We start from the raw sequence: 21,341 nt of genomic DNA on the forward strand, positions 1-21,341 counted from the left end.
GTTTCCATTTCTTGTTCAGACGATGACGATGGTCCGCCCGCAGGTCATGGGGCAGACCGGTACGAGGTGGCCGCGGCCGGGCAGGCCCCGGGGGCGGTAGCCGCCGCGCGTTCCATGCTGGTGGCGACGGCCCCCGGGCCCACGCTTGCGCGCCGCGGCGCTGGTCTAGGCCGGTGCACCGGCATCGCCCGCCGCAACGCGCCGGCCCTCGGCCGCCCAGATCACGCCGCGGCGAATGATCTCGGTCACCTTGGGGTTCCTGAGATCGTCCAGCTCATGGCCGATCGAGCAGTAGAAGACGCGGCCCTTGTCCCAGCGGCGCTTCCAGACGACGGGCATCGTGGTGCCCTCGATCCACCACAGATGTTCCCCGGAAAAGGTGGTCGTGGCGAGAACCTCGTTCGACGGGTCCACCAGCATGTAATACTGTTCCGACCTGAGCCTGAAACTGGATATGCCGCGCACGATCGGGTCCGCCGGCCGACAGATGGTCACGTCGTAATCGATGTAGTCCTCTCGCGGCTGGAGATTGTCCGGCCAGCCGGGGGGGTGGGCGACGAACTGCCCACCGATCAGGAAGTGATAGGTCGGCCGGTCGCGGAACGCGTCGCCCATGTGTCCGTGCCAGCCCGCGATGCCGCACCCGCTGGAGATCAGCTTGAGCAGGCCATCCTCTTGCGGCTTGGTCATGTTGCCGAATTCCTGCCGGTGGCCGGACCGCGCCGAGGACCAGATGGGCGTGATCACGTCGATATCGGACAGCGTCTCCGGATGTTCCAGCGGCTCCAGGGTGTCGTGGATCACCACCTCGAACCCGTTCTTCCCGAGCAGATCCGCATACCAGGCGCTGAAGTCGAGAGGCGCGTGCCCTTCCCATCCGCCGACGAATAGTGCTGCTTTCATGTTCTTTCCTTCCGCATGAATGCCAGGATCGAGGCCATGTCCCGGTCTCCGAAGCCCTGTCCTTCGGCTTCGTGAAGCTTCTGCAAGGTGACGCGGGCCTGCGGGATCGCGACGTTCACGTCCTCTGCCAGCCGGGCCATGGCCTCCATGTCCTTGCGCGCCAGCGAGACCGTGAACGTCACCGCGTGGTCCGCTTCCGCCAGGTAGAGGGGGCGCCGATAGGACAGCATCGGTGCCGCCGCAGCGCTCGACTCGATGATGTCGAATGCAAGCGCGGGATCGATGCCGGCCCGTTCCACGAGAACGATCGCCTCTGCCACGGCCTGGTTCAGGCCATGGATCAACCCGTTCACGGCAAGCTTCATGATGGCGGCCTGTCCCGGAGCACCCAATGCAATCGATTGCTTGCCCATGCAGCCGAAAACCGGCGCAAGCTCGGTGAGTTCCTCCGGCGTGCAGCCGACCATGATCAGAAGCGCGCCGTCCCTTGCCGCCTGGACCGACCCCGAGACCGGCGCATCGATGACGCGGAACCCCGCGGGGGCATGCCCGATCAGCCTTCGGATGTGGCCGGGCGTCATCGTGCCCATCTCGATCACCGTCTTCGGCCCCGAGACCGAGAAGAGCCCGTCGCGCGCGAAGTGGACTTCCTCGGACGCGGCATCGTTGGACAGCATCGTGATGACAAGCTCGCTCTGCGCACAAAGCTCTGCCGGGGACGCCGCAATCGCCGCGCCGCTTTCGGCAGCGAAGTTGCGCGATGTCTCGCTGGTCCGGTTCCAGACGGTCAGGTCATGCCCGGCGCGCGAAAGATTGAGCGCCATCTCTGCGCCCATGCGCCCCAGGCCGATGAAGCCGATCTTCATCGCTGGGCCCCGCAGACGCGCCCGAGCCGAAAAAGACAGTCATGCATATCGGCCTCTCCTTTTGCTCAATTCCGGTATTCGACCCTGTGCGGGTCCGCCTTCGAATACTGTCGGCAATACAGCGGCCCTAGCCGAACCACTGGTCGATGTAGATCAGGTGTGGCCACCTCACGAGAAGACCGATCACGAAAAGCATCATCGCCGCGAATGGAAGCGCGCCGATGAATACATCCTCGAGCGTGATTTCCTTGTTCGTGAGCGAACTCTTGATCACGAAACAGGCCATCCCCAGGGGGGGCGTCAGCAGGCCCACCTCGACCGCGATCGTGGTGATGATGCCGAACCAGATGGGGTCCACGCCAAACTGGAGCATGATCGGAAGGAAAAGAGGCACCACGATCAGCATGATCGAGATTGCATCGATGATGGTCCCGAGCACGAGAACGATCAGCACGAATATGAAGAGAATGACCAGATAGTTCTGGGTCAGCGTCTGCGCGAACCGGCCGATTTCGGAGGGAACACCGGCAAAGGCGAGGGAGCGGCTGTACATCGTCGCGGCAATGATCAGGAAGCAGACCGCGGCGGTGATGTAGCCCGTTTCCCGAAGCGTCTGGACAAAAAGCGCCAGGGTCAGCTTGCCGCGCAGAACCGCGTAGAGCGTTGCGAACAATGCGCCGACCGCCCCGGCCTCGGTGGGGGTGAAGACGCCGCCGTAGATGCCGCCAAGCACGACGAAGATGAGAAACCCGATCGGCAGCAGCTTCAACGCGATCTGGCCCCAGGTGACGCCTTCGAAACGGTCGGCGCCCATCGCGGCTTCATCGGCAAACTTCCGCGTCGGGTCGAACACCATGCTTGGAATGAAGTAGGCCATCGCCAGGATGCCCAGGCAGTAGACGGTGGACAGGATGATCCCCGGTCCGATGCCCGCGAAGAACATCCGACCGATGGATTGGTCGGTAATGATGGCGTAGACGATGAGCAGAACGCTTGGCGGGATGAGCATTCCCAGGACCGAGCTGCCCGCCACGGTGCCGACAGCGAAGCGCGGGGAATATCCGAGCCGCAGCATTTCCGGCACCGCGACCCGGGTGAAGACGGCGGCCGATGCGATCGAGACCCCGGTGACCGCCGCGAACACCGCGTTGGAGGCGACTGTCGCAAGCCCCAGCCCGCCCCTCAGGCGATGAAGCACGAAGTCGCCCACATCGAAGGCGTCGCGCCCGACGCCGGTGGCGTTCATGAGCAGACCCATCATAACGAACAGGGGAATGACCGCAAAGGTCTGATTTGCGATCCCGTCCGTTGCCGCGAGTGTCAGCAGGTTGATCGCAAGGCTCGTGCTTCCGGACTGGTACAGGACCGAGAGAAACGACACGAGGCTGAGCGCGATTGCGATGTGCAGGCCGCTATAGACGAGAACAATGATCGCACCGACCGAGATGATGCCAATTTCCAGACCGGTCATTCCGCGATCCTTCGTTTTTCATTGATGATTTTCTTCACGTTCACGCCGGCAAGGGCGACGAACATGACGGCACCAAGGACAACGCCCGTCAGGACGATGGCGTCGAGCGGCCAGGTCGGCGCGGTGAAGATCCCGACATTGCCCTTGTAATACCCCCGCACATAAGAGGTGATCAGCCGGGGGAATTGCCCATAGGCGACAACAAGCAGCGTGACCGCGCCGAGGATATTGAAGATCGCGCGCATGTAGAGCGCGAGGACGGATCGGCGCCGTTCGACAAAGCCCAGGAAACCGTCCGAGCGGGTCAGACGGCGCGCGCCGATGGTGCCGGCAAGCTGCAGGAACACGATGGCGACGATGCCCATTTCGGACAGCTCGAGCGTGCCTGCCAAAGGACGGTTGAACAGGAACCGGCCGAACACGTCGACATTGACGATTATGAGAAGCCCGAGGACGACCGCGGCGCCCGCGAAACCGTAAAGGCGCGCGAGTGGCGTCAGGATCGGAAATTCGGGCATCTGGTTGTCGAGCAGGTTTCCCTGCTCGACCGTTGCCTTGGGTTGCTGACCGCTATCGTGCGTTCGCGTCATCGGAACGGCGATCTTTATTCGACGTCCCAGTCGCGCAGGACTGGCTGGTCTGCCTCGCGCATCGCCTCCATGTAGGCCGCAAGGATCTCGCGCGCCCGAACGCCCTCACCCTCGAGTGCATCGGCCCATTCGATCGCCAGCGGCGGCAGCGAGTTCACCCATGCAAGGCGATCTTCCTGGCTGAGTTCCGTCACGGTGCCGCCGCTCTCCAGCATCGTGTCGCGCGCCTGCGCCCCGACCTCGGCCGAGAAGTTCCCGATCGCCACACCATACTCGACCGCAGCCTCGCGCAGGGCGGTCCGGACTTCTTCGGGATAGCGATCCCACGCCTGCTTGTTGACGTTGATCACATAGGAATTCAGTCCGCCCATTCCGGCATCGAAGTAATGCGGGCACACCTCGTGGTACTTGAGCGAGACGATCGCCTCTCCCCAGACCATCATCGCGTCGGCAACGCCGGTTTCCACCAGCTGGTAGAAGTTGGCCAGCGTGCCGGTGACGCCGACGGCGCCGGCCGGCTCGACCCATCTCAGGTTCAGGCCCGCCCCGGCCACGCGCAAGCCGTCGACATCTTCCTTGGTGCTGATCGGCACGCGCGAGCACAGGACATAGTTGTCCGGGATCCCGCTGACCGCGAGCGACACCTGGTTGAGCGGATCCCAGGTCTCGGAGAATTCCTGATACTGCTCGACCAGGTCATCCATCACGCCAAAGATCAGCACCAGGTCGCTGGACGTGAATGGCGTCACCGACCCGATCTGATACAGCGGCAAGCGATCCGCGTGAAAGGCGGTGGGGATCACGCCGATATCCGTCAGGCCGAGCTGGATCGCTTCCAGTTCGCCCCCGGGCTGGGCGAGCGTGCCGGAAAACGCCTCGCGCCACTCGATGCTGTAGTTTCCGGTTTCGGCCAGCCGCTCGTCGACGCGCGGCATGAAGGTTTCCTGAAGGATCTTGACCGCAGCCACGTTGGGCGCAAAGCCCGAGGCGATCCGGATGCTGATTTCCTCCTGCGCGAAGGACGGTCCGGCCGCCAGCATTGCCAGAAGCGATACGCCCGAAAGCGCCTTGCATGCATTCCTGGTCTTCATATCCTTTTCCTCCCTGTTTGGATATCTTGCGATTTATTCTGCCGCTCCATTTATCTGCAGGCTGTATTCAAGATCGTTCTTTCGGCAGAGCGTCTGCTCGACGAAGCAGCCAAGCCGGGCTGCCCTGACCAGGCCCTCGATCTGCTCGCTCGGTGCGCTGGACTGGATGTCGATGTCGATGCGAAACCCGGAAGGGACCCCCGCATAGGGACCAGCTTCGGATTTCATGCCTTCCCAGGCGGCCTCGCACCGCACCTCGAGGCTGTCGAACGGAACCTTCATCTTCTTGCTGAACACCCGCAGCTGGGTCATCAGGCACCCGACCAGGCCGGTCAGGAAATACTCCAGCGGCGTCGGGGCCGTTCCCTCGCCGCCCTGGAAATTCCCCTCGTCGGTCGCGAGCATGTTGACGCTCCTGAAGGGCGCATGCGCCTCGACCGTAACTTCGTTGCGCAGCTTTCCGACACAGAGTCCTGTTGCGGAAAATTTCACATCGAAGAGCTTTTCTTGCGCCATGCTACGTCACCCCATATCTTGCAATCGATTGCATAATCGATGTGGATCGGTTCTGTCAACAGCCAACGGCTTGCAGGCGGCCGGGGGCTCTCCGCGCGGCGGCCGGATCCTTCGTGAACGCCGGGAAACCAGCGACCCGTCGCGCTTCCCGGATGCAGCGTGACACGCGCAGGCGCGCTGATGGGGATCGCACCGCGTCGGGGGGCGACTGCCTGTTGCCGTCCCGGGCAGACGAAACGCTCGCCGCCTGCGCGGCCAGGGCGGGGGCAGCGGGCAAGGGATGGGATGCGTCTTGACGAAAAGGCCGCCGCGCCCGAGATCCGCGAATGTCAGGTCGTGGAACGCCAAGGCGGCGCGGCTATCGTCCTGGCCTTGCCCACGGCCAGCCACGACGCGCGCGGCCGGCGCCCGGGTGGTCGCGGCTTCCTGCCGAAGGCGGGTGTCGGTTCGGCTGGCCGGAGCGGCGTATCCGGGGGCGCGCTGTGCGGCCCCCGGCGCGGTTCTCAGGCGCGGAACGGATCCAGCGGCAGGTCGGCCGCGCGGAACAGGTGGTCGCGGCTGTCCTCCAGCGCGCGGCGCAGATGCGGGATGTCGAAGCCCAGCAGCGTGCCGCGCCACTTCTTCACCTGGCCCGCGACCATCACCGAGTCGACGTTGGTCCGCTCCATCAGCGTGACCACTGCGCCCGGCGCGTGGTTCAGGGGCGCCACGTTGATCGCCTCGGCGTCGAGCAGGATGATGTCGGCCTCCTTGCCGGGGGTCAGCGATCCCGTCCTGTGATCGAGCCGCAGGCCGCGCGCGCCCTCGATGGTGGCGCAGCGCAGGGTGTCGAGGCTCGACATCAGCTTCGGATACTCCTCGCCGGCCAGCGCCCTTTCATTGGCGAACATGCGCTGAAGCGTGATCATGCCGCGCATCTGGGTGAAGAAATCCGCCGTCATGGTGCATTCCACATCCGTGGACAGCGAGGTGGACAGGCCCAGGTCCAGCGCCTTCTGGATCGGCGGCATGCCGTGGCGCATCTGCATCTCGATCGGCACCGACAGGGAGACATGCGCCCCCGCGTCGGCGGCGTATTTCCAGCCCGCCTCGCTCATCCCGGTCATGTGGATGAAGATGTTGTCGGGGCCGAACATGCCCGCCGCGCCCAGCTCGTCGAAGGTGGGCTGCATGCCGAAGGTGCCCACCACATGCAGCGCGACGGGCAGGCCCAGCTCGCGCCCGATGGCCCAGGCGGTCTCGTAGCCGGGCAGGTAGATCTCTCCGCCCATGACCATGGACAGCAGCCCCTCATCGCTGGCGAAATGCTGCGCCCGGATGCGTTTCGCGTCCTGCGGATACTGCGCGCGCTCGCCCCAGCCCTCGAAATAGCCGAAGACCGACCGGCGGCCCGCATCGCGCAGGCCTTCGATGGTGGCGTCGGAATGTTCCGGCGAGTGGTGGATCTGGCTCACATCCATCACCGTGGTCACGCCCGCGTCGAGCTGGGCGATCGAGCCGAACACCTCGTTGATGTAGACATCCTCGGGCCGGTACAGAAGCGACATCTTCTGCAGCATAGACTCGTAGTAGTTGAAGGCGCTTTCGGGGCGGCCGTCATTCACGAGGATCGCGTCGGGCAGGAAGCTGCGCAGCGCCGTCTCGAACTGGTGGTGATGGGTGTCGACGAAGCCCGGCATCACGATCTTGCCCGCGGCGTCGATCACGGCGGCGTCGGGGGCGTCGATGCTCGGGGCCACCTCGACGATCTTCGCCCCCTCGATCAGCACGTCGGCCGCGGCGTGGTTGCCGATGGCGTCGTCCATGCTGATGACGATGCCGCCCTTGATCAGCACGCGGCGGCCCGGCGTGCCCACGCCCTCGGGCAGGGTCGAGGCGGCGAGCGCCTGCGCCTTGCGCGAATGGGCGCCGTCAAGAAGGGCCGCGCGCGCGGCGGCGTCCACCTGGGCCGCGTCGGCGCGGTAGTCGACATTGGTGGGGCAGGGGGCGGCCTGTCCCGGCTGGCAAAGTCTGCACATGGATGTTCTCCCGGAAAAGGTTGGGGGGCACGGGCCGCGCGGGCCGCGCCCGGGGGGTTCAATTGCCGATGATGGAGGCGGCCATCGGATAGCGGTCGATGGCATGGCCGATGCGCGCCGCCGCCGCCTGCAATTCCTGAAGCCGCTCGGCGATCAGCAGCTCCGGCGTGACGAGCCCGGTATAGCCCGAGGTGTTCAGGGCGGCGACGGTCTGGCCGGCGGCATTGCGGATCGGCACCGCAAGCGCGGTGATGCCGTAGTCGAGCTGGTCCACGGTGGTGGCGTAGTTGCGCTCGCGCGTGGCCATGACCTCGGCCCGGATCGCGCCCGGCTCGGTCAGGGTGCGCGCGGTCAGCGCCTGCGGCTCCAGATCCGCGAACCATGCGTCGAGGGCGGCATCCTCCATCCCCGCCAGCAGCACCCGGCCCAGCGAGGTGGCATGCGCGGGATAGCGCGCGCCCACCACGGCCGTCGCGCGGCGCGCGCGCTGGACCGAGTAGTGCGCGACATAGATCACGTCCTTCCCATCCAGCGTCGCCACCGACGACGCATCGCCGAACAGTTCCACCACATGGCGCAGCTCGGGCAGCATCAGCTCGTCGATCCGGGCCGAGAAATAGAAGGCAGAGCCAAGCCCCATGACCCGCGGGCGCAGGTGGAAGCGCTTGTTCGCGCTGCCGACATAGCCCAGCGTTTCCAGCGTGATGAGGCTGCGGCGCGCGGCCGCCGGGGTGATCCCGGCGCGGCGCGAGATTTCCGACAGCGTCATCTCGGGATGGGCCGCATCGAAGCATTCGATGATGGCAAGCCCCTTGGCGAGCGCCTCGACGAATTCGGCCGGCCGGTCATCTGCGGACATGGCGTCTGCCCCCCTCCTGGCCCCGCTCAGCCCTGTGGCGCCAGCACGAAGTCGAAGCGGAACTTGGCGTCGGGCTTCACCTTGAGGTCGAAGTCGATCTGGTCCGACGCCTTCACCGGCTCGAGCCGGGCGATCAGCGACTTGCGCACGCCGAAGACGGCGTCGTTGTCGATGTACTCGGTGTTCTCGAAGAACACTTCCGTGGTGATCGCGCTCATGCCTTGCGCGCGGATGATGTAATGCAGGTGCGCCGCCCGCCAGGCATGGCGGTTGCCCGCGCGCAGCAACTCGCCCACCGGACCGTCATAGGGCACGGTGTAGGGCTTGGGCAGCACGGTGGTGTAGTAGTACTCGCCCTTGTCGTTGGTGGTGAACTTGCCCCGCAGGTCGTACTTGTCCTGGCCCTGTTCCTGTTCCTGGATCGGGTAGGTGCCCGAGCCGTCGGCCTGCCAGGTGTCCACGATGGCATGGGGCAGGGGGTTGTGCAGCGTGTCGGTCACCTTGCCATAGGCCAGGATCGTGACCCCGTCGCGCCCGTCGGCCAGGTGGTCGCCCAGCGCCTTTTCCGGCGCGTCGTCCAGGTAGAACGGGCCCAGGTTGGACCCTTCGGTCGCACCGCCGCGGGTGTTGATCATGTCCACCAGCGCCGAAAAGCCCAGCACGTCCGAGAGCAGGATGAATTCCTGGCGTTCCGGCGTCGAGATCTTTCCGCAGTCGTAGAGGAAGGTCAGCACCCGCATCCATTCCTCGTGCGTCAGGTTCACCTCGCGGGTGTAGTCGTGCAGGTGCTCGATCGCCTTGTTGAGCAGCAGCTGGAAGCGGCTGCCCTCCTCGGTGCGGAACGACTCCTGCACGGCTTGGGTAAGGCTGAACTGGTTGACGTTGGCCATGGGTTCCTCCGGCTGGTGCGGGACGGGCGGCAGAAGCGGTCGCGGCCACCCATCCGTGCGAAACATTCTTTCTTGACGCGAAGCTAGATCAGGCCATAACATTCGGCAAGAGAAAATGTTTTCGCATACCGAAAAAAGGAGCGGCAATGCGCATCGGAAAGCAGGATCAGGCGTATACCGCCATCGCGACCTCGGACGCCGAAAGCGTGACCGTCCGCGGCCACGACCTGGTGGACGAGCTGATCGGCGGGATCGACTTCACCGACTACTTCTGGCTGCTGGTCACCGGCGAGAAGCCGTCCGAGGCGCAGCGCAAGATGATGAACGCCTGCCTTGTCGCCATTGCCGAGCATGGGCTCGTGCCCAGCGTCCAGGCCGCGCGCATGACGCTGGCCGCCGCGCCCGAGGCATGGCAGGGCGCGATGTCGGCGGGGCTGCTGGGCATGGGCAGCGTGGTCGCGGGCAGCTCGGAAGTGTCCGGCCGCTACCTGGCCGAGGTGATCGCCAAGGCACGGGCCGACGGCACGGATCTGGAGAAGGCTGCCATCGACAGCCTGAACGGGCTCAAGGCCGCGCGGAAAAAGGTGCCGGGCCTGGGCCATCCGCAGCACAGCGCGGGCGACCCGCGCGCCGACCGGCTGCTGGCCATCGCCGATGCGCTGGGGGTTTCCGGCGATCATGTGCGCACGCTGCGCCTGCTCGGCCAGCATGCGCCCGGCATCATGGACCGCCCGCTGCCGATCAACGTCTCGGGGGCGATCCCCGCCACGATCCTCGATGCGGGCTGGCCGCTCGAGGCGATCAAGGCGGTGCCGCTTCTGGCGCGAACCGCGGGGCTGGCGGCGCATCTGTTCGAGGAGTCCCAGCGCTCCATCGGGTTCATCATGTCCCACAAGGCGGACCTGGCGATCGCCTATGACGGCAAGCCGTCGAAGCGGCACGGGTAAGGAGAGGATCCCATGGTCAAGCTTCTGAAGAATATCCGCGTGATCGAGCTGGGCACCTACATCACCGGGCCCGCCGCCGCGATGCACCTGGCCGATCTGGGCGCCGACGTGATCAAGGTCGAGCGCCCGGGCAGCGGCGATCCGTTCCGCGCCTTCAAGGGCGGTCTCTACAGCCCGCATTACCAGACCTACAACCGCAACAAGCGTTCCATCGCGCTGGACACCCGGGATCCCGAGGATCTGGCCGTCCTGCACGACCTGATCGCCTCGGCCGACGTGTTCATCCAGAACTTCCGCCCCGGTGTCGCGGAAAAGCTGGGCGTGGGCTTCGACGATCTGGCGCGGATCAATCCGCGGCTGATCTATTGCGCGATCTCGGGCTTCGGGCAGACCGGCCCGTCGCGCGACCGCCCGGCCTATGACACCGTGGCGCAGGCTGCGAGCGGCTTCCTGCGGCTGGTCACGCCGCCCACGAACCCCCGCGTGATCGGCCCGGCGCTGGCCGACGCCATTACGGGCCAATACGCGGCGCTGGGCATCATGGCGGCGCTGGTCGAGCGGGGGCAGTCGGGCAAGGGCCACCGGCTCGACATTTCCATGCTCGAGGCGATGACGCATTTCAACCTGGACAGCTTCACCCACTACTTCTCGGTGGGCGAGGTGATGGGCCCGCTGTCGCGCCCGGTCGTGTCGCAGTCCTACACCTTCGAGTGTTCCGACGGGAAATGGGTGGCGATCCACATGTCCTCGCCCACCAAGTTCTGGGAGGGGCTCCTGGAGGCGACCGGCCAGCAGGCGCTGAACCAGGATCCCCGCTTCAACGAGCGGATGCAGCGCATCCAGCACCAGGACGAGCTGATCGCGCATTTCACGCCGGTCTTCCGGAAGGATACCCGCGACAACTGGTGCGCGAAGCTGCTGGCGGCGGAAGTGCCGCATTCGCCGGCCTACGACTCTAACGAGGCGCTGGAGGATCCGCAGGCAAGGCACCTGCATCTGGCAGTGTCGGCCGAGCATCCGCAGATGGGCACCTTCACCACGGTGCGCGCGCCCTACGGCTTCGACGGAGAGATCGACCGCGACGTCGCCCCGCCGCCCACGCTCGACGAGCATGGCGCCGAGATCCGGGCCGAGATCGCCCGCCGCAAGGCCGGCTGAGCCCGCCTGATACCCGCCGGGGCGGATGCGCCCCGGCGCAAGACCAAGACAAGTGCAACCCCCCCGGGAGGACCAACATGAAACCGATCCGCGGACTACTGACCGCCTGCGTCCTTGCGCTGCCGCTGCCCCTGGCCGCGCAGGAGACGATCAGCCTGACCATCGCTTCCAGCCATCCCACGGTGATCCCGTGGGTCGGCATGATGCAGACCCATTTCATGGCCCGCACCGACGAGATCCTCGCCCAGAGCGGCAACTACCGGATCGAGTGGAACGAGGCCTTCGGCGGCACGCTCTACAAGGCCAACGCGACGCTGTCCTCGGTGGAAGAAGGCATCACCGATATCGGCTGGGTGTTCTCGTTCCTCGAGGCGGCCAAGCTGCCGCTGAGCCAGGCCTCCAGCTATGCGCCCTTCGCCACCAACAACCCGCCCGCGCAGCTGGCCGTCATGGCCGAGCTGTTCGAGACGAACGACGCCTTCCGCAACGAATGGGAGCAGTACAACCTGAAGGTGCTGGGCTTCACCGGGACCGACAGCTACGACGTCTACACCAAGCAGCCGATCGGCGGCTTTGCCGACCTGGACGGGATGAAGCTGTCCGCCCCCGGCGTGCTGGGCAACTGGCTGCGCGGCACCGGCGCCAACGCCGTCGATGGCGCGCTGACCACCTTCTACACCGATATCCAGACCGGGGTGTCCGACGGGGTGCTGAGCCTTGCACTGGGCGTTCTGCCCGCCAAGATCTACGAGGTCGCGCCCTACATCACCAAGGTGCGCATGGGCGTCGCCTTTTCGGGCGCAATCGCGATCAACCGCGACAGCTGGGACGCCCTGCCCGAGGAAGTGCAGGACGCCATGGTCCAGGCGGGCAAGTACTACACCGATGCGCATGGCCAGGACCTGCTGGACCGCCCCGAGACGGCGCTGGCCCGCATGGTCGAGCTGGGTGCCACGCAGAACCCGCCCGTGACCATCACCCCCATGGCCGAAGAGGACCGCGCCGCCTGGGTGAACGCGATGCCCAATATCGCAAAGGAGTGGGCCGACACGCTGGAAGAGCGCGGCACGCCCGCCCGCGATTTCCTGCGCGCCTACATGGAAGGGCTGCGCGCCCGTGGCGAGGCCCCGGTCCGCGACTGGGACGCGGAACTCTGAGCCTTGGGCGCGCCCATGCAAAACACCCATGACAATGGCCGCGCCCCGGATCCGGGGCGCAGCACCCACCCGATCGCCCGGCTCTGGGCGCTGGCGGTGGACGGGCTTGCGGCCCTCGGCACGGTGATGATCGGGCTGCTGATGCTGGTGATCTGCGCCGATGTGGTGGCGCGCAACGTGATGGGCGGCTCGCTGCCGCTGGTCTCGGAACTGGGGGCGCTGATGCTGGTGATGATCGTCTACCTGCAACTGGCCGCGACCGTGCGCGCCGACCGGCTGGCGCGCACCGACATGTTCCTGCCCGGCTTTCGCCGCCGCTTCCCGCGCGCGGGCGCGGCACTTGCGGCGGTCTTCGACCTGGTGGGCGCGGTGGCCATCGGCGGCATCGCCTGGGCGACACTGGGGATCCTGGGCAAGGACATGGCGGCGGGCGAGTATATCGGCGTGACCGGCGTCGCGACCCTGCCGTCCTGGCCCTTCCGGGCGCTGATCCTGCTGGGCGTCGCGGTCGCGGCGATAGAGTTCGCCCGCCGCGCCGTCGCGGGTCTTGGCATCGCCATCGGCAGGGAGGGGGCGCGATGACCCCGATGGAGGTGGGGATCGCCGGGGTCCTGGGCCTGATCGTACTGATCTGGATCGGCCTGCCCATCGGGCTTTCCATGCTGGCGGTATCCTTCCTTGGCGTCGCCTCGATCCGCAACGACGCGGTGGCGACCCGGATGCTGGGCGCGGTCGCCAACGACTCGCTGCGCGAATACCTGTTCGCGGTGGTGCCGCTGTTCGTGCTGATGGGGCTGCTGGTGACCGTCTCGGGGGTCGGCAAGGACACCTTCGACGTGTTCGAGCGGGCGCTCAAGCGGCTGCGCGCGGGACTGGGCGTCGCGACCGTGTTCTCGAACGCGGTCTTTGCCTCGATCACCGGCATCTCCATCGCCTCGGCGTCCGTCTTCAGCCGCGTGGCGGTGCCCGAGATGACGCGCCACGGCTATTCGCGCCGCTTCTCGACCGGGGTGGTGGCGGGCAGTTCCGTTCTGGGCATGCTGATCCCGCCGTCGCTGCTGATGATCGTCTACGCGGTGCTGGCCGAGCAATCCGTGGGCCGGATGTTCCTCGCGGGCGTCGGCCCCGGCCTGCTGCTGGCGGTCATGTTCTCGGTGGCGATCTGGATGCTGGCGCGGTTCAACCCCGCCTTCGTCTTCGACGCGGAAGAAACCCACGACGACGGCCCCGGCCTTGCCCTCGGCCAGCTTGCCGCCAAGGCGCTGCCGATCCTGAGCCTGATGCTTCTGGTGCTGGGCGGGCTTTACGGCGGCTTCCTGAACCCCACCGAGGCGGGCGCCGTCGGTGCCTTCGGCGCGCTGGTGGTGGCCATCCTGCGCCGCACGCTCGACCGGGCGACCTTCTGGCGGCTGCTGGTGGAAACCGGGCAGATTACCGTGTCGGTGCTGTTCCTGATCATGGCGGCCACCTTCTTCAGCCGGATGCTCGCGCTTTCGGGCCTGCCCGGCGCACTGGCCGATGCGCTGCTGAGCGGCCCCATCGGGCCCTGGGGCTTCCTGCTTCTGTACCTGGTGCTGGTGATCGTGCTGGGCTGCCTGATCGATTCCATCTCGATCATGCTGATCCTGCTGCCGATAGCACTTCCCGTTGCCTCGGCCGCCGGCTTCGACATGATCTGGTTCGGCGTGATGACCGTGATCGCGGTCGAGATCGGGCTGCTGACGCCGCCCTTCGGGCTGTCGGTCTATACCATCCGCTCCGCCATGGACGATCCCGACCTGAAACTGGCCGAGATATTCCGCGGGGCAGCGCCTTTCGTCCTGACCATGATCGCGAGCCTTGGCATCCTCATGGTGTTTCCGCAGATCGCGACCTGGCTGGCGCGGCTCTGACCCAATCCGAACTGACGGGAGACTGACTTGACCAAGCTTCTATTCGTATGCGGCAGCCTGCGGGCGCAGTCCTCGGCCCGTGGCACGCAGGACGCGCTGATCGCGCGGCTGGGTGCGCGCGCCACCTGCGCGACGACCGATATCGGCCGCCTGCCACATTACAACGCCGACATCACCGACAACGCGGATGTCGCCGCCTTCATGGCTCAGGTGGCCGGGGCGGACGGCGTCGTCTTCGTCACGCCCGAATACAACTACAGCATTCCGGGCGTGCTGAAGAACGCGATCGACTGGGCCTCGCGCCCCGGCTACGCCTCGGTCTTCAAGGACAGGCCCTGTTTCGTCATCACCGTCTCGGGCGGGGCGCTGGGCGGCGTGCGCGCGCAATCGGCCCTGAAGATCGTGCTGGGCGCGATGCTGGCGCGGGTGTTCCCGTGGCAGGAGGTGATCGTGCCGCAGGCGCCCGCCAAGCTGAAGGACGGGCTGCTGGCGGACGAGGCGATCCTCGATTTCGCGGACAAGGGCCTGACCGCGTTCCTGGCCGAGATCGGGTCCCTCTGAGCGACCGAAACCGTGCACCGACGATGCCCTCGGCCGCCCGGGCCGGGGGCGTTCCTGTCTGTATCCTGTGCAATCTGCACAGACTTGGATCAGTTCCCGGCCTGTGCGCTCATGGTAGCGATTAATGCTTGACCTTTTTGTGACGCGGACCAATCGTGGATTGGAGCGGAACCATTTGCGGATTGGATCGGGCGTGAAAGACGAGATCGCAGTCACGGACGGGCCGGAAGGCAATGCCAGCCGCGCGCTGGGAGAGATCCGGCGTCTGATCGAGACCGGCCAGATCGATGGCGATGGCCGCCTGCCGACCGAACGCGAGTTGAGCGCGAGCCTTGGGGTGGGCCGCCGCGCCGTGCGCCGCGCGCTCGAGGCGCTGGAGGCAGAGGGCCTGATCTGGCGCCGTCAGGGCAAGGGCACCTTCGCGGGCCAGCCCCCCGATCCGACCGGCACCCTGGCCGCCGAGATCGCGATGGATGCCGACCCGCTGTCGGTGATGGAGGCGCGGCTCTGCATCGAACCCTCGCTGGCAGAGCTTTGCGCGCGCAGGGCCACCGCCGACGACGTGGCCAAGATGCGCCACCTGGCCGTGCGCACCGCGCAGGCCGACGATTCGGACTCGGCCGAATTGTGGGACGGCGCGCTGCACCGGCTGATCGCGCGCACCGCCGGTAACCGGCTGCTGCTGACCGCGTTCTCCATGCTGGACGAGGTGCGCATGGGCGAGGAATGGCAGCGCCAGCGCCACCGGGCCCGCACGCCCGAGACCATCGCCTTCTACGACCGCCAGCATGTGGCGATCATCGACGCGATCGAGGCGCGGGACGGCCAGCGCGCCCGGGACGCGATGGCCGAGCATCTGCGCATCCTGTCCGAACGCTTGCGCCAAAGTCTGGAAGGGGGGCAGCCATGAGCGGCAACGATCAGGCGCTGTTGCGGGTCGAGGGACTGTCGATCCGCCACCGCGAGGCGCGCACCAACCTGGTGGACGACGTCTCCTTCGAGATCGGCGCCGGCCAGACCCTGTGCATCGTGGGGGAGTCGGGCTGCGGCAAGAGCCTGACCGCGCTGGCGCTGATGGGGCTTCTGCCCGATCCGCCGCTGCGGCTGACCGGGGGCAGGGCGCTGTTCCAGGGCCGTGACCTTCTGTCGATGCCGGCGCCCGAATTGCGCGGCATCCGTGGCGACCGGATGGCGATGATCTTCCAGGAGCCGATGAGCTCGCTCAACCCCGCGCTCACCATCGGCGAGCAGATCGCCGAGTCGGTGCGCCGGCACCGCGGCGTCAGCCACGAGGCCGCGAAGGCCCGCGCGATCGAGATGCTGGACCTGGTGCGCATCCCCGCCGCCGCGAAGCGCTTTTCGGAATTCCCACACCAGCTGTCGGGCGGCATGCGCCAGCGCGCCATGATCGCGATGGCGCTGGCCAATGACCCGGCGCTGCTGATCGCGGACGAGCCGACGACCGCGCTCGACGTGACGATCCAGGCGCAGATCCTGGAACTGATGCGCAGTCTCCAGTCGGAAACCGGGGCGGCGATGATCCTGATCACCCATGACCTGGGCGTGGTGGCGGAAATGGCCGACCGGGTGGCGGTGATGTATGCCGGCCGCGTGGTGGAAAGCGGTCCCGTGGCGGCCGTGTTCGACGACCCCCAGCACCCCTACACGATCGGGCTGATGAGTTCGATGCCCTCGCTCGGCGCGCTGGGCGAGCGGCTGGTCACGATCCCCGGGCTGGTCCCGTCGCCCACCGCCATGCCCGAGGGCTGCCGCTTCGCCGCGCGCTGCCCGTTCCGCATCGGGGCCTGCGCCAGCCGCCCGCCGATGCGCGGCATAGGGCCCGGCCACGCCGCCGCCTGCGTTCGCGCGCCTCTAGAAAACATCACGCTCGAGGAGGTGGTGGCATGAGCGAGGACATCATCCTCGAGGCGGTCGACCTCAAGCGGCATTTCGTGACGAAGAAGCCGCTTTTCGGCGAACCCACCGTGGTGCGCGCGGTCGATGGCGTCAGCCTGCGGATCCGCCGGGGCGAGACCTTTGCCATCGTGGGCGAGTCCGGTTGCGGCAAGTCCACGCTGGCGCGGGTGCTGGTCCGGCTGATCGACCCCGACGAGGGCGCGGTGATCTACGAGGGACGCGACATCGCGGCGCTTGCCGATGCCGAGATGCGCAGCCTGCGGCGCGACCTGCAATTCATCTTCCAGGATCCGTTTTCCTCGCTCAATCCGCGCATGACGGTGGGGGCGCTGATCGGCGAGCCGCTCAAGGCGCATGGCATCGGCACGCCCGGGGAACGCCGCGCGCGGGTGGCAGAGCTTCTGTCGCGCGTGGGGCTGCGCCCCGAACATGCCGACCGCTATCCGCACGAGTTTTCCGGCGGGCAGCGCCAGCGCATCGGCATCGCGCGCGCGCTGGCCACGGGCCCGAAGCTGGTGATCGGGGACGAGCCGGTCAGCGCGCTCGACGTGTCGATCCAGGCGCAGGTGGTCAACATCCTCCAGGATCTGAAGGACGAATTCGGCCTGACCCTTGTCGTGATCGCCCATGATCTGGCGGTGATCCGGCACATGTCCGACCGGGTCGCGGTGATGTATCTGGGCGAGGTGGTCGAGGTGGCCCCCGCCGCCGAGCTGTTCGACACCCCGCGCCACCCCTATACCGAGGCGCTGGTCGCGGCGATCCCGCTGCCCAAGGTGGGCGCGCGGCGCGCCGGGGCCCGTGTCGCGGGCGATCCGCCCAATCCCATAGCACCCCCGCCCGGCTGCCGGTTTCATCCGCGTTGCGCCTATGCCGTGGACCGCTGCCGGACCGAGCGTCCCGGGCTGCACCCCGCGGGCGAGGGGCGCGAGGTGGCCTGCCACCGGGCCGAGGAATTGCAGCTTGCGGGCCTCGGCGACGCCGAGGGCGGACGCACCGCCGCCACCGAGCGGCGTTTCGAGCTCTACCGCGCCGCGCGCGCGGCGGAAGAAAAGACCACGAACCACCCCAACAGAGGAGAAGACTGATGTCTGCCAAGGCAAAACTCGCCCTCGCCTTCGCCCTGACCGCGACCGCGGGCATGGTGCAGGCCGCCGATCTGCGGATCGGCCTGCAGGAGGACCCCGACGTCCTCGATCCCGACCAGTCGCGGACCTTCGTCGGCCGGATCGTCTATGCCTCGCTCTGCGACAAGCTGTTCGACATCTCGCCCGACCTGGAGATCATCCCGATGCTGGCGACCGAGTGGAGCTGGTCGGACGACGGCACCGAACTGACCATGTCGCTGCGCGAGGGCGTCACCTTCCATGACGGCGAGCCGTTCAACGCCGAAGCCGTCGTCTACAACATCAACCGCAGCCAGACCCTCGAGGAAAGCCGCCGCAAGTCCGAGATCGCCTCGATCACCGGGGTCGAGGCGCTGGACGACATGACCGTGAAGATCACCGTCGGCGCGCCGGACGCCACGCTGATCGCCCAGCTTGCCGACCGCGCGGGCATGATGCTTTCGCCCAAGGCCGCCGAAGAGGCCGGCGCCGATCTGGGCCTGAACCCGGTCTGCTCGGGCCCGTTCAAGTTCGTCGAGCGGATCCAGCAGGACCGCATCGTGCTCGAGAAGTTCGCCGAGTACTACAATGCCGACGCGATCAACTTCGACACGGTGACCTTCCTGCCGATCCCCGACACCACCGTGCGGCTTGCGAACCTGCGCTCGGGCGATATCGACATGCTCGAGCGGCTGGCCGCGACCGACGTGGCCTCGGTGCGGGGCGACAGCGGCCTCAAGCTCGAAAGCGCCACCTCGATCGGCTACCAGGGCATCACGATCAACGTCGGCAATGGCGAGCGGGCGAACAACCCGCTGGGGCTGGACAGCCGCGTGCGCAAGGCGCTGTCGCTGTCGATCGACCGCGAGGCGCTGAACCAGGTCGTCTTCGAGGGCGCCTTCACGCCGGGCAACCAGCATGTCCCGCCGAACTCGCCCTGGTATGACGACCGCTTCCCGGTCGAGGCGCGCGACATCGAGGCGGCAAAGGCGCTGCTGGCCGAGGCCGGCTATGCCGACGGCGTCACCATCGAGATGCAGACCGCGAACAACCCGGTGCAGACCCAGGTCGTGCAGGTGATCCAGGCCATGGCCGCCGAGGCGGGCATCACCATCGAGATCGCCGCGAAGGAATTCGCGACCATGCTGTCCGAGCAGACCGCCGGCAACTACACCTCGACCCAGGTCGGCTGGTCAGGCCGTGTCGATCCGGACGGCAACATCCACCAGTTCGTCACCACCGGCGGCGGCCTGAACGATGCCAAGTACTCGAACCCGGAAGTGGACCGGCTGCTGAACGAGGCCCGCGCGTCGAACGACACCGCGGTGCGCAAGCAGGCCTATGAAGCCGCGACCGAGATCCTGATGACGGATCTGCCGCTGGTCTATCTCTACCACCCGGCCTGGATCTGGGCGCTCGACGCCTCGGTCGAGGGGTTCGTGCCCTATCCCGACGGCATGATCCGCCTGCAAGGCGTTTCGATGACCGAGTAAGAGCCAAGCCCGGGCCCGGCCCTGCGCCGGACCCGGGCCTTTCCCTGAAGGAGCCTTGCCATGCTTGCCTTTCTGGGCCGCCGGGTCCTGATCGCGATACCCACGATCATCCTGATCTCGATCTTCGTCTTCGGGCTGCAACACCTGCTGCCCGGCGATCCGGTGCTGGCCATGGCCGGGGAGGAACGCGACCCCGCCGTGCTTGAGGCGCTGCGCGAGAAATACCGCCTGAACGACCCGATCCCGGTGCAGTACGCGACCTGGATCGGCAACGCGATGCAGGGCGACCTGGGCACCTCTCTCAGGACGCGCCAGCCGGTGCTGGAACTGATCGGGGAAAAGCTGCCCGTCACGATCCAGCTGGCCGTGATGGCGCTGCTGATGGCCATGCTGATCGGAATTCCCGCCGGCGTGATCTCGGCCTACAAGAAGGGCACCTGGATCGACTGGGTGGCGAATGTCACCGCACTTTCAGGGCTTTCCGTGCCGAACTTCTGGCTGGGCATCATGCTGATCCTGCTGGTGTCGGTCAAACTCGGCTGGCTTCCCGCCTCGGGCTACAGCCCCTTCATGGACGACCCCTTAACCTCGATCCGCAACATGCTGATGCCCGCCTTCGTGCTGGGCACCGGGCTTGCGGGCACGCTGATGCGGCATACCCGGTCCGCCATGCTGGGCGTGCTGCGATCCGACTATGTCCGCACCGCCCGCGCCAAGGGGCTGGCGGAACGCACGGTGCTGGTCAAGCACGCGCTCAGGAACGCGCTGGTGCCGATCGTGACGATCATCTCGCTGCTGTTCGGCGAGTTGCTGGCCGGCGCGGTGCTGACCGAGCAGATCTTCACCATCCCCGGCTTCGGCAAGCTGGTGGTGGATGCGGTGTTCAACCGCGACTATGCCGTGGTGCAGGGGATCGTCCTTTGCACCGGGATCGCCTTCATCTTCATGAACATCTTCGCCGACGCGGCCTACCGTGTCCTCAACCCGCGGATGAGGGACCAATGAGCATCGCCGAGATCGACACCCGCGCCGACGCCGTTCCGCCGAAATCCGGCAGCCGCGCCTGGCGCAAGCTGAAATCCAGCCCTTCGGCGCTGTTCGGCGGGGTCCTTGTCCTGTTCTTCGTGACGGTGGCGCTGCTGGCGCCGCTGCTGCCGATCCCCGATCCGGCCGCGACCGACTGGGCGGCGGTGCGCAAGGCGCCGACGGCCGCGCATCCCTTCGGCACCGACGAGATCGGGCGCGACGTGCTTTCGCGCATGATCTGGGGGGCGCAGGCCTCGCTGCTGGCGGGCGTCGTGTCGGTCGCCATCGCGGTCGCGATCGGCGTGCCGCTGGGCGTTCTGGCGGGCTATCGCCGGGGCTGGACCGATGCCGCGATCAGCCGCGTGACCGAGGCGCTGCTGGCCGCCCCCTTCCTGATCCTGGCCATCGCGCTGGCGGCCTTTCTCGGCCCGTCGCTGAGCAATGCCATGATCGCCATCGGCCTGTCGGCCATGCCCATCTTCATCCGGCTGGCGCGTGCCCAGACCATGAGCGTGCTGACCGAGGATTACGTCGAAAGCGCCCGCGCCATCGGGCTGGGGCACCTGCCGCTCGTGTGGCGCTACGTCCTGCCCAACATCTTTCCGCCGATCATGGTGCAGGCCACGCTGACCATCGCCACCGCGATCATCGCGGAAGCCTCGCTCAGCTTTCTGGGCCTCGGCCAGCAGCCGCCCGCGCCAAGCTGGGGCTCTATGCTGAACACGGCCAAGAACTTCCTCGAACAGGCGCCCTGGATGGCGCTTTATCCCGGCATCGCGATCTTTCTGGTGGTGCTGGGGTTCAACCTGCTGGGGGACGGGCTGCGCGACGCGCTTGACCCGCGCGACACCTGACGCCTTCAACCACGGATCCGACCTGT

The 21,341-nt window shown here is 66.9% G+C and carries 21 protein-coding genes; 12 read left to right on the forward strand and 9 right to left on the reverse strand.

All coding sequences use genetic code 11. The annotated features are described in order from the left end of the window. Positions 1-165: 165 nt before the first annotated feature. From HMH01_RS16535 to HMH01_RS16575, 9 genes are all read right to left on the reverse strand, one after another. The gene (locus tag HMH01_RS16535) at positions 166-903 is read right to left on the reverse strand and encodes a ThuA domain-containing protein (protein WP_171326911.1); all 738 of its coding nucleotides are present in this window, start codon (positions 901-903) and stop codon (positions 166-168) included. Next, positions 900-1,769 (reverse strand): NAD(P)-dependent oxidoreductase, encoded by an 870-nt coding sequence (locus HMH01_RS16540; protein ID WP_171326912.1) that lies wholly within the window; start codon positions 1,767-1,769, stop codon positions 900-902. Before HMH01_RS16540 ends, HMH01_RS16535 begins: the two co-directional genes overlap by 4 nt. Positions 1,770-1,896: 127 nt before the next feature. Further along, a complete protein-coding gene (locus HMH01_RS16545; RefSeq protein WP_171326913.1) occupies positions 1,897-3,240 on the reverse strand; it encodes a TRAP transporter large permease in 1,344 nt (447 codons plus the stop codon). After that, on the reverse strand, positions 3,237-3,830 hold the full coding sequence (locus HMH01_RS16550) for a TRAP transporter small permease subunit (RefSeq protein ID WP_171326914.1): 594 nt from the start codon (positions 3,828-3,830) through the stop codon (positions 3,237-3,239). Before HMH01_RS16550 ends, HMH01_RS16545 begins: the two co-directional genes overlap by 4 nt. A gap of 14 nt (positions 3,831-3,844) precedes the next feature. Further along, positions 3,845-4,921 (reverse strand): C4-dicarboxylate TRAP transporter substrate-binding protein, encoded by a 1,077-nt coding sequence (locus HMH01_RS16555; protein ID WP_171326915.1) that lies wholly within the window; start codon positions 4,919-4,921, stop codon positions 3,845-3,847. Between the two features lie 33 nt (positions 4,922-4,954). Continuing rightward, on the reverse strand, positions 4,955-5,326 hold the full coding sequence (locus tag HMH01_RS16560) for an OsmC family protein (protein ID WP_171326916.1): 372 nt from the start codon (positions 5,324-5,326) through the stop codon (positions 4,955-4,957). A gap of 614 nt (positions 5,327-5,940) precedes the next feature. Further along, positions 5,941-7,455, reverse strand: a complete 1,515-nt coding sequence (locus HMH01_RS16565) for an amidohydrolase family protein (protein ID WP_171326917.1) — start codon at positions 7,453-7,455, stop codon at positions 5,941-5,943. Positions 7,456-7,513: 58 nt separating this feature from the next. Continuing rightward, positions 7,514-8,314, reverse strand: coding sequence for an IclR family transcriptional regulator domain-containing protein (locus tag HMH01_RS16570; protein WP_171326918.1), 801 nt, complete (start codon positions 8,312-8,314; stop codon positions 7,514-7,516). A 26-nt stretch (positions 8,315-8,340) separates the two neighbouring features. Then, positions 8,341-9,204, reverse strand: a complete 864-nt coding sequence (locus HMH01_RS16575) for a dioxygenase family protein (RefSeq protein ID WP_171326919.1) — start codon at positions 9,202-9,204, stop codon at positions 8,341-8,343. A gap of 146 nt (positions 9,205-9,350) precedes the next feature. On the opposite strand from HMH01_RS16575, the gene HMH01_RS16580 reads away from it, so the two are divergent. From HMH01_RS16580 to HMH01_RS16635, 12 genes are all read left to right on the forward strand, one after another. Next, on the forward strand, positions 9,351-10,151 hold the full coding sequence (locus HMH01_RS16580; RefSeq protein WP_171326920.1) for a citryl-CoA lyase: 801 nt from the start codon (positions 9,351-9,353) through the stop codon (positions 10,149-10,151). A 12-nt stretch (positions 10,152-10,163) separates the two neighbouring features. Further along, positions 10,164-11,309, forward strand: a complete 1,146-nt coding sequence (locus HMH01_RS16585; protein ID WP_171326921.1) for a CaiB/BaiF CoA transferase family protein — start codon at positions 10,164-10,166, stop codon at positions 11,307-11,309. Positions 11,310-11,386: 77 nt separating this feature from the next. Beyond that, the gene (locus tag HMH01_RS16590) at positions 11,387-12,466 is read left to right on the forward strand and encodes a C4-dicarboxylate TRAP transporter substrate-binding protein (RefSeq protein ID WP_171326922.1); all 1,080 of its coding nucleotides are present in this window, start codon (positions 11,387-11,389) and stop codon (positions 12,464-12,466) included. Positions 12,467-12,481: 15 nt separating this feature from the next. Then, the gene (locus HMH01_RS16595) at positions 12,482-13,048 is read left to right on the forward strand and encodes a TRAP transporter small permease subunit (RefSeq protein ID WP_171326923.1); all 567 of its coding nucleotides are present in this window, start codon (positions 12,482-12,484) and stop codon (positions 13,046-13,048) included. After that, positions 13,045-14,358 carry a TRAP transporter large permease gene (locus tag HMH01_RS16600; protein ID WP_171326924.1) on the forward strand — a complete coding sequence of 438 codons (1,314 nt, stop codon included), beginning with the start codon at positions 13,045-13,047 and terminating at the stop codon, positions 14,356-14,358. The genes HMH01_RS16595 and HMH01_RS16600 overlap by 4 nt, the downstream gene beginning before the upstream one ends. 27 nt (positions 14,359-14,385) lie before the next feature. Continuing rightward, positions 14,386-14,919, forward strand: a complete 534-nt coding sequence (locus HMH01_RS16605; RefSeq protein ID WP_171326925.1) for an NADPH-dependent FMN reductase — start codon at positions 14,386-14,388, stop codon at positions 14,917-14,919. A 193-nt stretch (positions 14,920-15,112) separates the two neighbouring features. Further along, a complete protein-coding gene (locus tag HMH01_RS16610) occupies positions 15,113-15,829 on the forward strand; it encodes a FadR/GntR family transcriptional regulator (RefSeq protein WP_216366910.1) in 717 nt (238 codons plus the stop codon). Beyond that, positions 15,826-16,827, forward strand: coding sequence for an ABC transporter ATP-binding protein (locus HMH01_RS16615; protein ID WP_171326927.1), 1,002 nt, complete (start codon positions 15,826-15,828; stop codon positions 16,825-16,827). The genes HMH01_RS16610 and HMH01_RS16615 overlap by 4 nt, the downstream gene beginning before the upstream one ends. After that, positions 16,824-17,924, forward strand: coding sequence for an ABC transporter ATP-binding protein (locus HMH01_RS16620; protein WP_171326928.1), 1,101 nt, complete (start codon positions 16,824-16,826; stop codon positions 17,922-17,924). The genes HMH01_RS16615 and HMH01_RS16620 overlap by 4 nt, the downstream gene beginning before the upstream one ends. Beyond that, positions 17,924-19,435 carry an ABC transporter substrate-binding protein gene (locus HMH01_RS16625; RefSeq protein WP_171326929.1) on the forward strand — a complete coding sequence of 504 codons (1,512 nt, stop codon included), beginning with the start codon at positions 17,924-17,926 and terminating at the stop codon, positions 19,433-19,435. Before HMH01_RS16620 ends, HMH01_RS16625 begins: the two co-directional genes overlap by 1 nt. Positions 19,436-19,495: 60 nt before the next feature. Further along, positions 19,496-20,440: an ABC transporter permease gene (locus HMH01_RS16630; RefSeq protein WP_171326930.1), complete on the forward strand. Its 945-nt coding sequence runs from the start codon at positions 19,496-19,498 to the stop codon at positions 20,438-20,440. Continuing rightward, positions 20,437-21,315 (forward strand): ABC transporter permease, encoded by an 879-nt coding sequence (locus tag HMH01_RS16635; RefSeq protein WP_171326931.1) that lies wholly within the window; start codon positions 20,437-20,439, stop codon positions 21,313-21,315. The genes HMH01_RS16630 and HMH01_RS16635 overlap by 4 nt, the downstream gene beginning before the upstream one ends. Positions 21,316-21,341: the final 26 nt, after the last annotated feature.

It is taken from the genome of Halovulum dunhuangense, assembly GCF_013093415.1.
In the GTDB taxonomy this organism is placed as follows: Bacteria; Pseudomonadota; Alphaproteobacteria; order Rhodobacterales; family Rhodobacteraceae; genus Halovulum; species Halovulum dunhuangense.

Excerpts from the sequence above, each read along its gene's own strand:
- HMH01_RS16635 (WP_171326931.1), top strand. The coding sequence starts at position 20,437 with ATGAGCATCGCCGAGATCGACACCCGCGCCGACGCCGTTCCGCCGAAA.
- HMH01_RS16560 (WP_171326916.1), bottom strand. The coding sequence starts at position 5,326 with ATGCTCGCGACCGACGAGGGGAATTTCCAGGGCGGCGAGGGAACGGCC.
- HMH01_RS16585 (WP_171326921.1), top strand. The coding sequence starts at position 10,164 with ATGGTCAAGCTTCTGAAGAATATCCGCGTGATCGAGCTGGGCACCTAC.
- HMH01_RS16595 (WP_171326923.1), top strand. The coding sequence starts at position 12,482 with ATGCAAAACACCCATGACAATGGCCGCGCCCCGGATCCGGGGCGCAGC.
- HMH01_RS16620 (WP_171326928.1), top strand. The coding sequence starts at position 16,824 with ATGAGCGAGGACATCATCCTCGAGGCGGTCGACCTCAAGCGGCATTTC.
- HMH01_RS16545 (WP_171326913.1), bottom strand. The coding sequence starts at position 3,240 with ATGACCGGTCTGGAAATTGGCATCATCTCGGTCGGTGCGATCATTGTT.
- HMH01_RS16600 (WP_171326924.1), top strand. The coding sequence starts at position 13,045 with ATGACCCCGATGGAGGTGGGGATCGCCGGGGTCCTGGGCCTGATCGTA.
- HMH01_RS16575 (WP_171326919.1), bottom strand. The coding sequence starts at position 9,204 with ATGGCCAACGTCAACCAGTTCAGCCTTACCCAAGCCGTGCAGGAGTCG.
- HMH01_RS16555 (WP_171326915.1), bottom strand. The coding sequence starts at position 4,921 with ATGAAGACCAGGAATGCATGCAAGGCGCTTTCGGGCGTATCGCTTCTG.
- HMH01_RS16535 (WP_171326911.1), bottom strand. The coding sequence starts at position 903 with ATGAAAGCAGCACTATTCGTCGGCGGATGGGAAGGGCACGCGCCTCTC.
- HMH01_RS16570 (WP_171326918.1), bottom strand. The coding sequence starts at position 8,314 with ATGTCCGCAGATGACCGGCCGGCCGAATTCGTCGAGGCGCTCGCCAAG.
- HMH01_RS16580 (WP_171326920.1), top strand. The coding sequence starts at position 9,351 with ATGCGCATCGGAAAGCAGGATCAGGCGTATACCGCCATCGCGACCTCG.
- HMH01_RS16590 (WP_171326922.1), top strand. The coding sequence starts at position 11,387 with ATGAAACCGATCCGCGGACTACTGACCGCCTGCGTCCTTGCGCTGCCG.
- HMH01_RS16630 (WP_171326930.1), top strand. The coding sequence starts at position 19,496 with ATGCTTGCCTTTCTGGGCCGCCGGGTCCTGATCGCGATACCCACGATC.
- HMH01_RS16540 (WP_171326912.1), bottom strand. The coding sequence starts at position 1,769 with ATGAAGATCGGCTTCATCGGCCTGGGGCGCATGGGCGCAGAGATGGCG.
- HMH01_RS16625 (WP_171326929.1), top strand. The coding sequence starts at position 17,924 with ATGTCTGCCAAGGCAAAACTCGCCCTCGCCTTCGCCCTGACCGCGACC.
- HMH01_RS16550 (WP_171326914.1), bottom strand. The coding sequence starts at position 3,830 with ATGACGCGAACGCACGATAGCGGTCAGCAACCCAAGGCAACGGTCGAG.
- HMH01_RS16615 (WP_171326927.1), top strand. The coding sequence starts at position 15,826 with ATGAGCGGCAACGATCAGGCGCTGTTGCGGGTCGAGGGACTGTCGATC.
- HMH01_RS16565 (WP_171326917.1), bottom strand. The coding sequence starts at position 7,455 with ATGTGCAGACTTTGCCAGCCGGGACAGGCCGCCCCCTGCCCCACCAAT.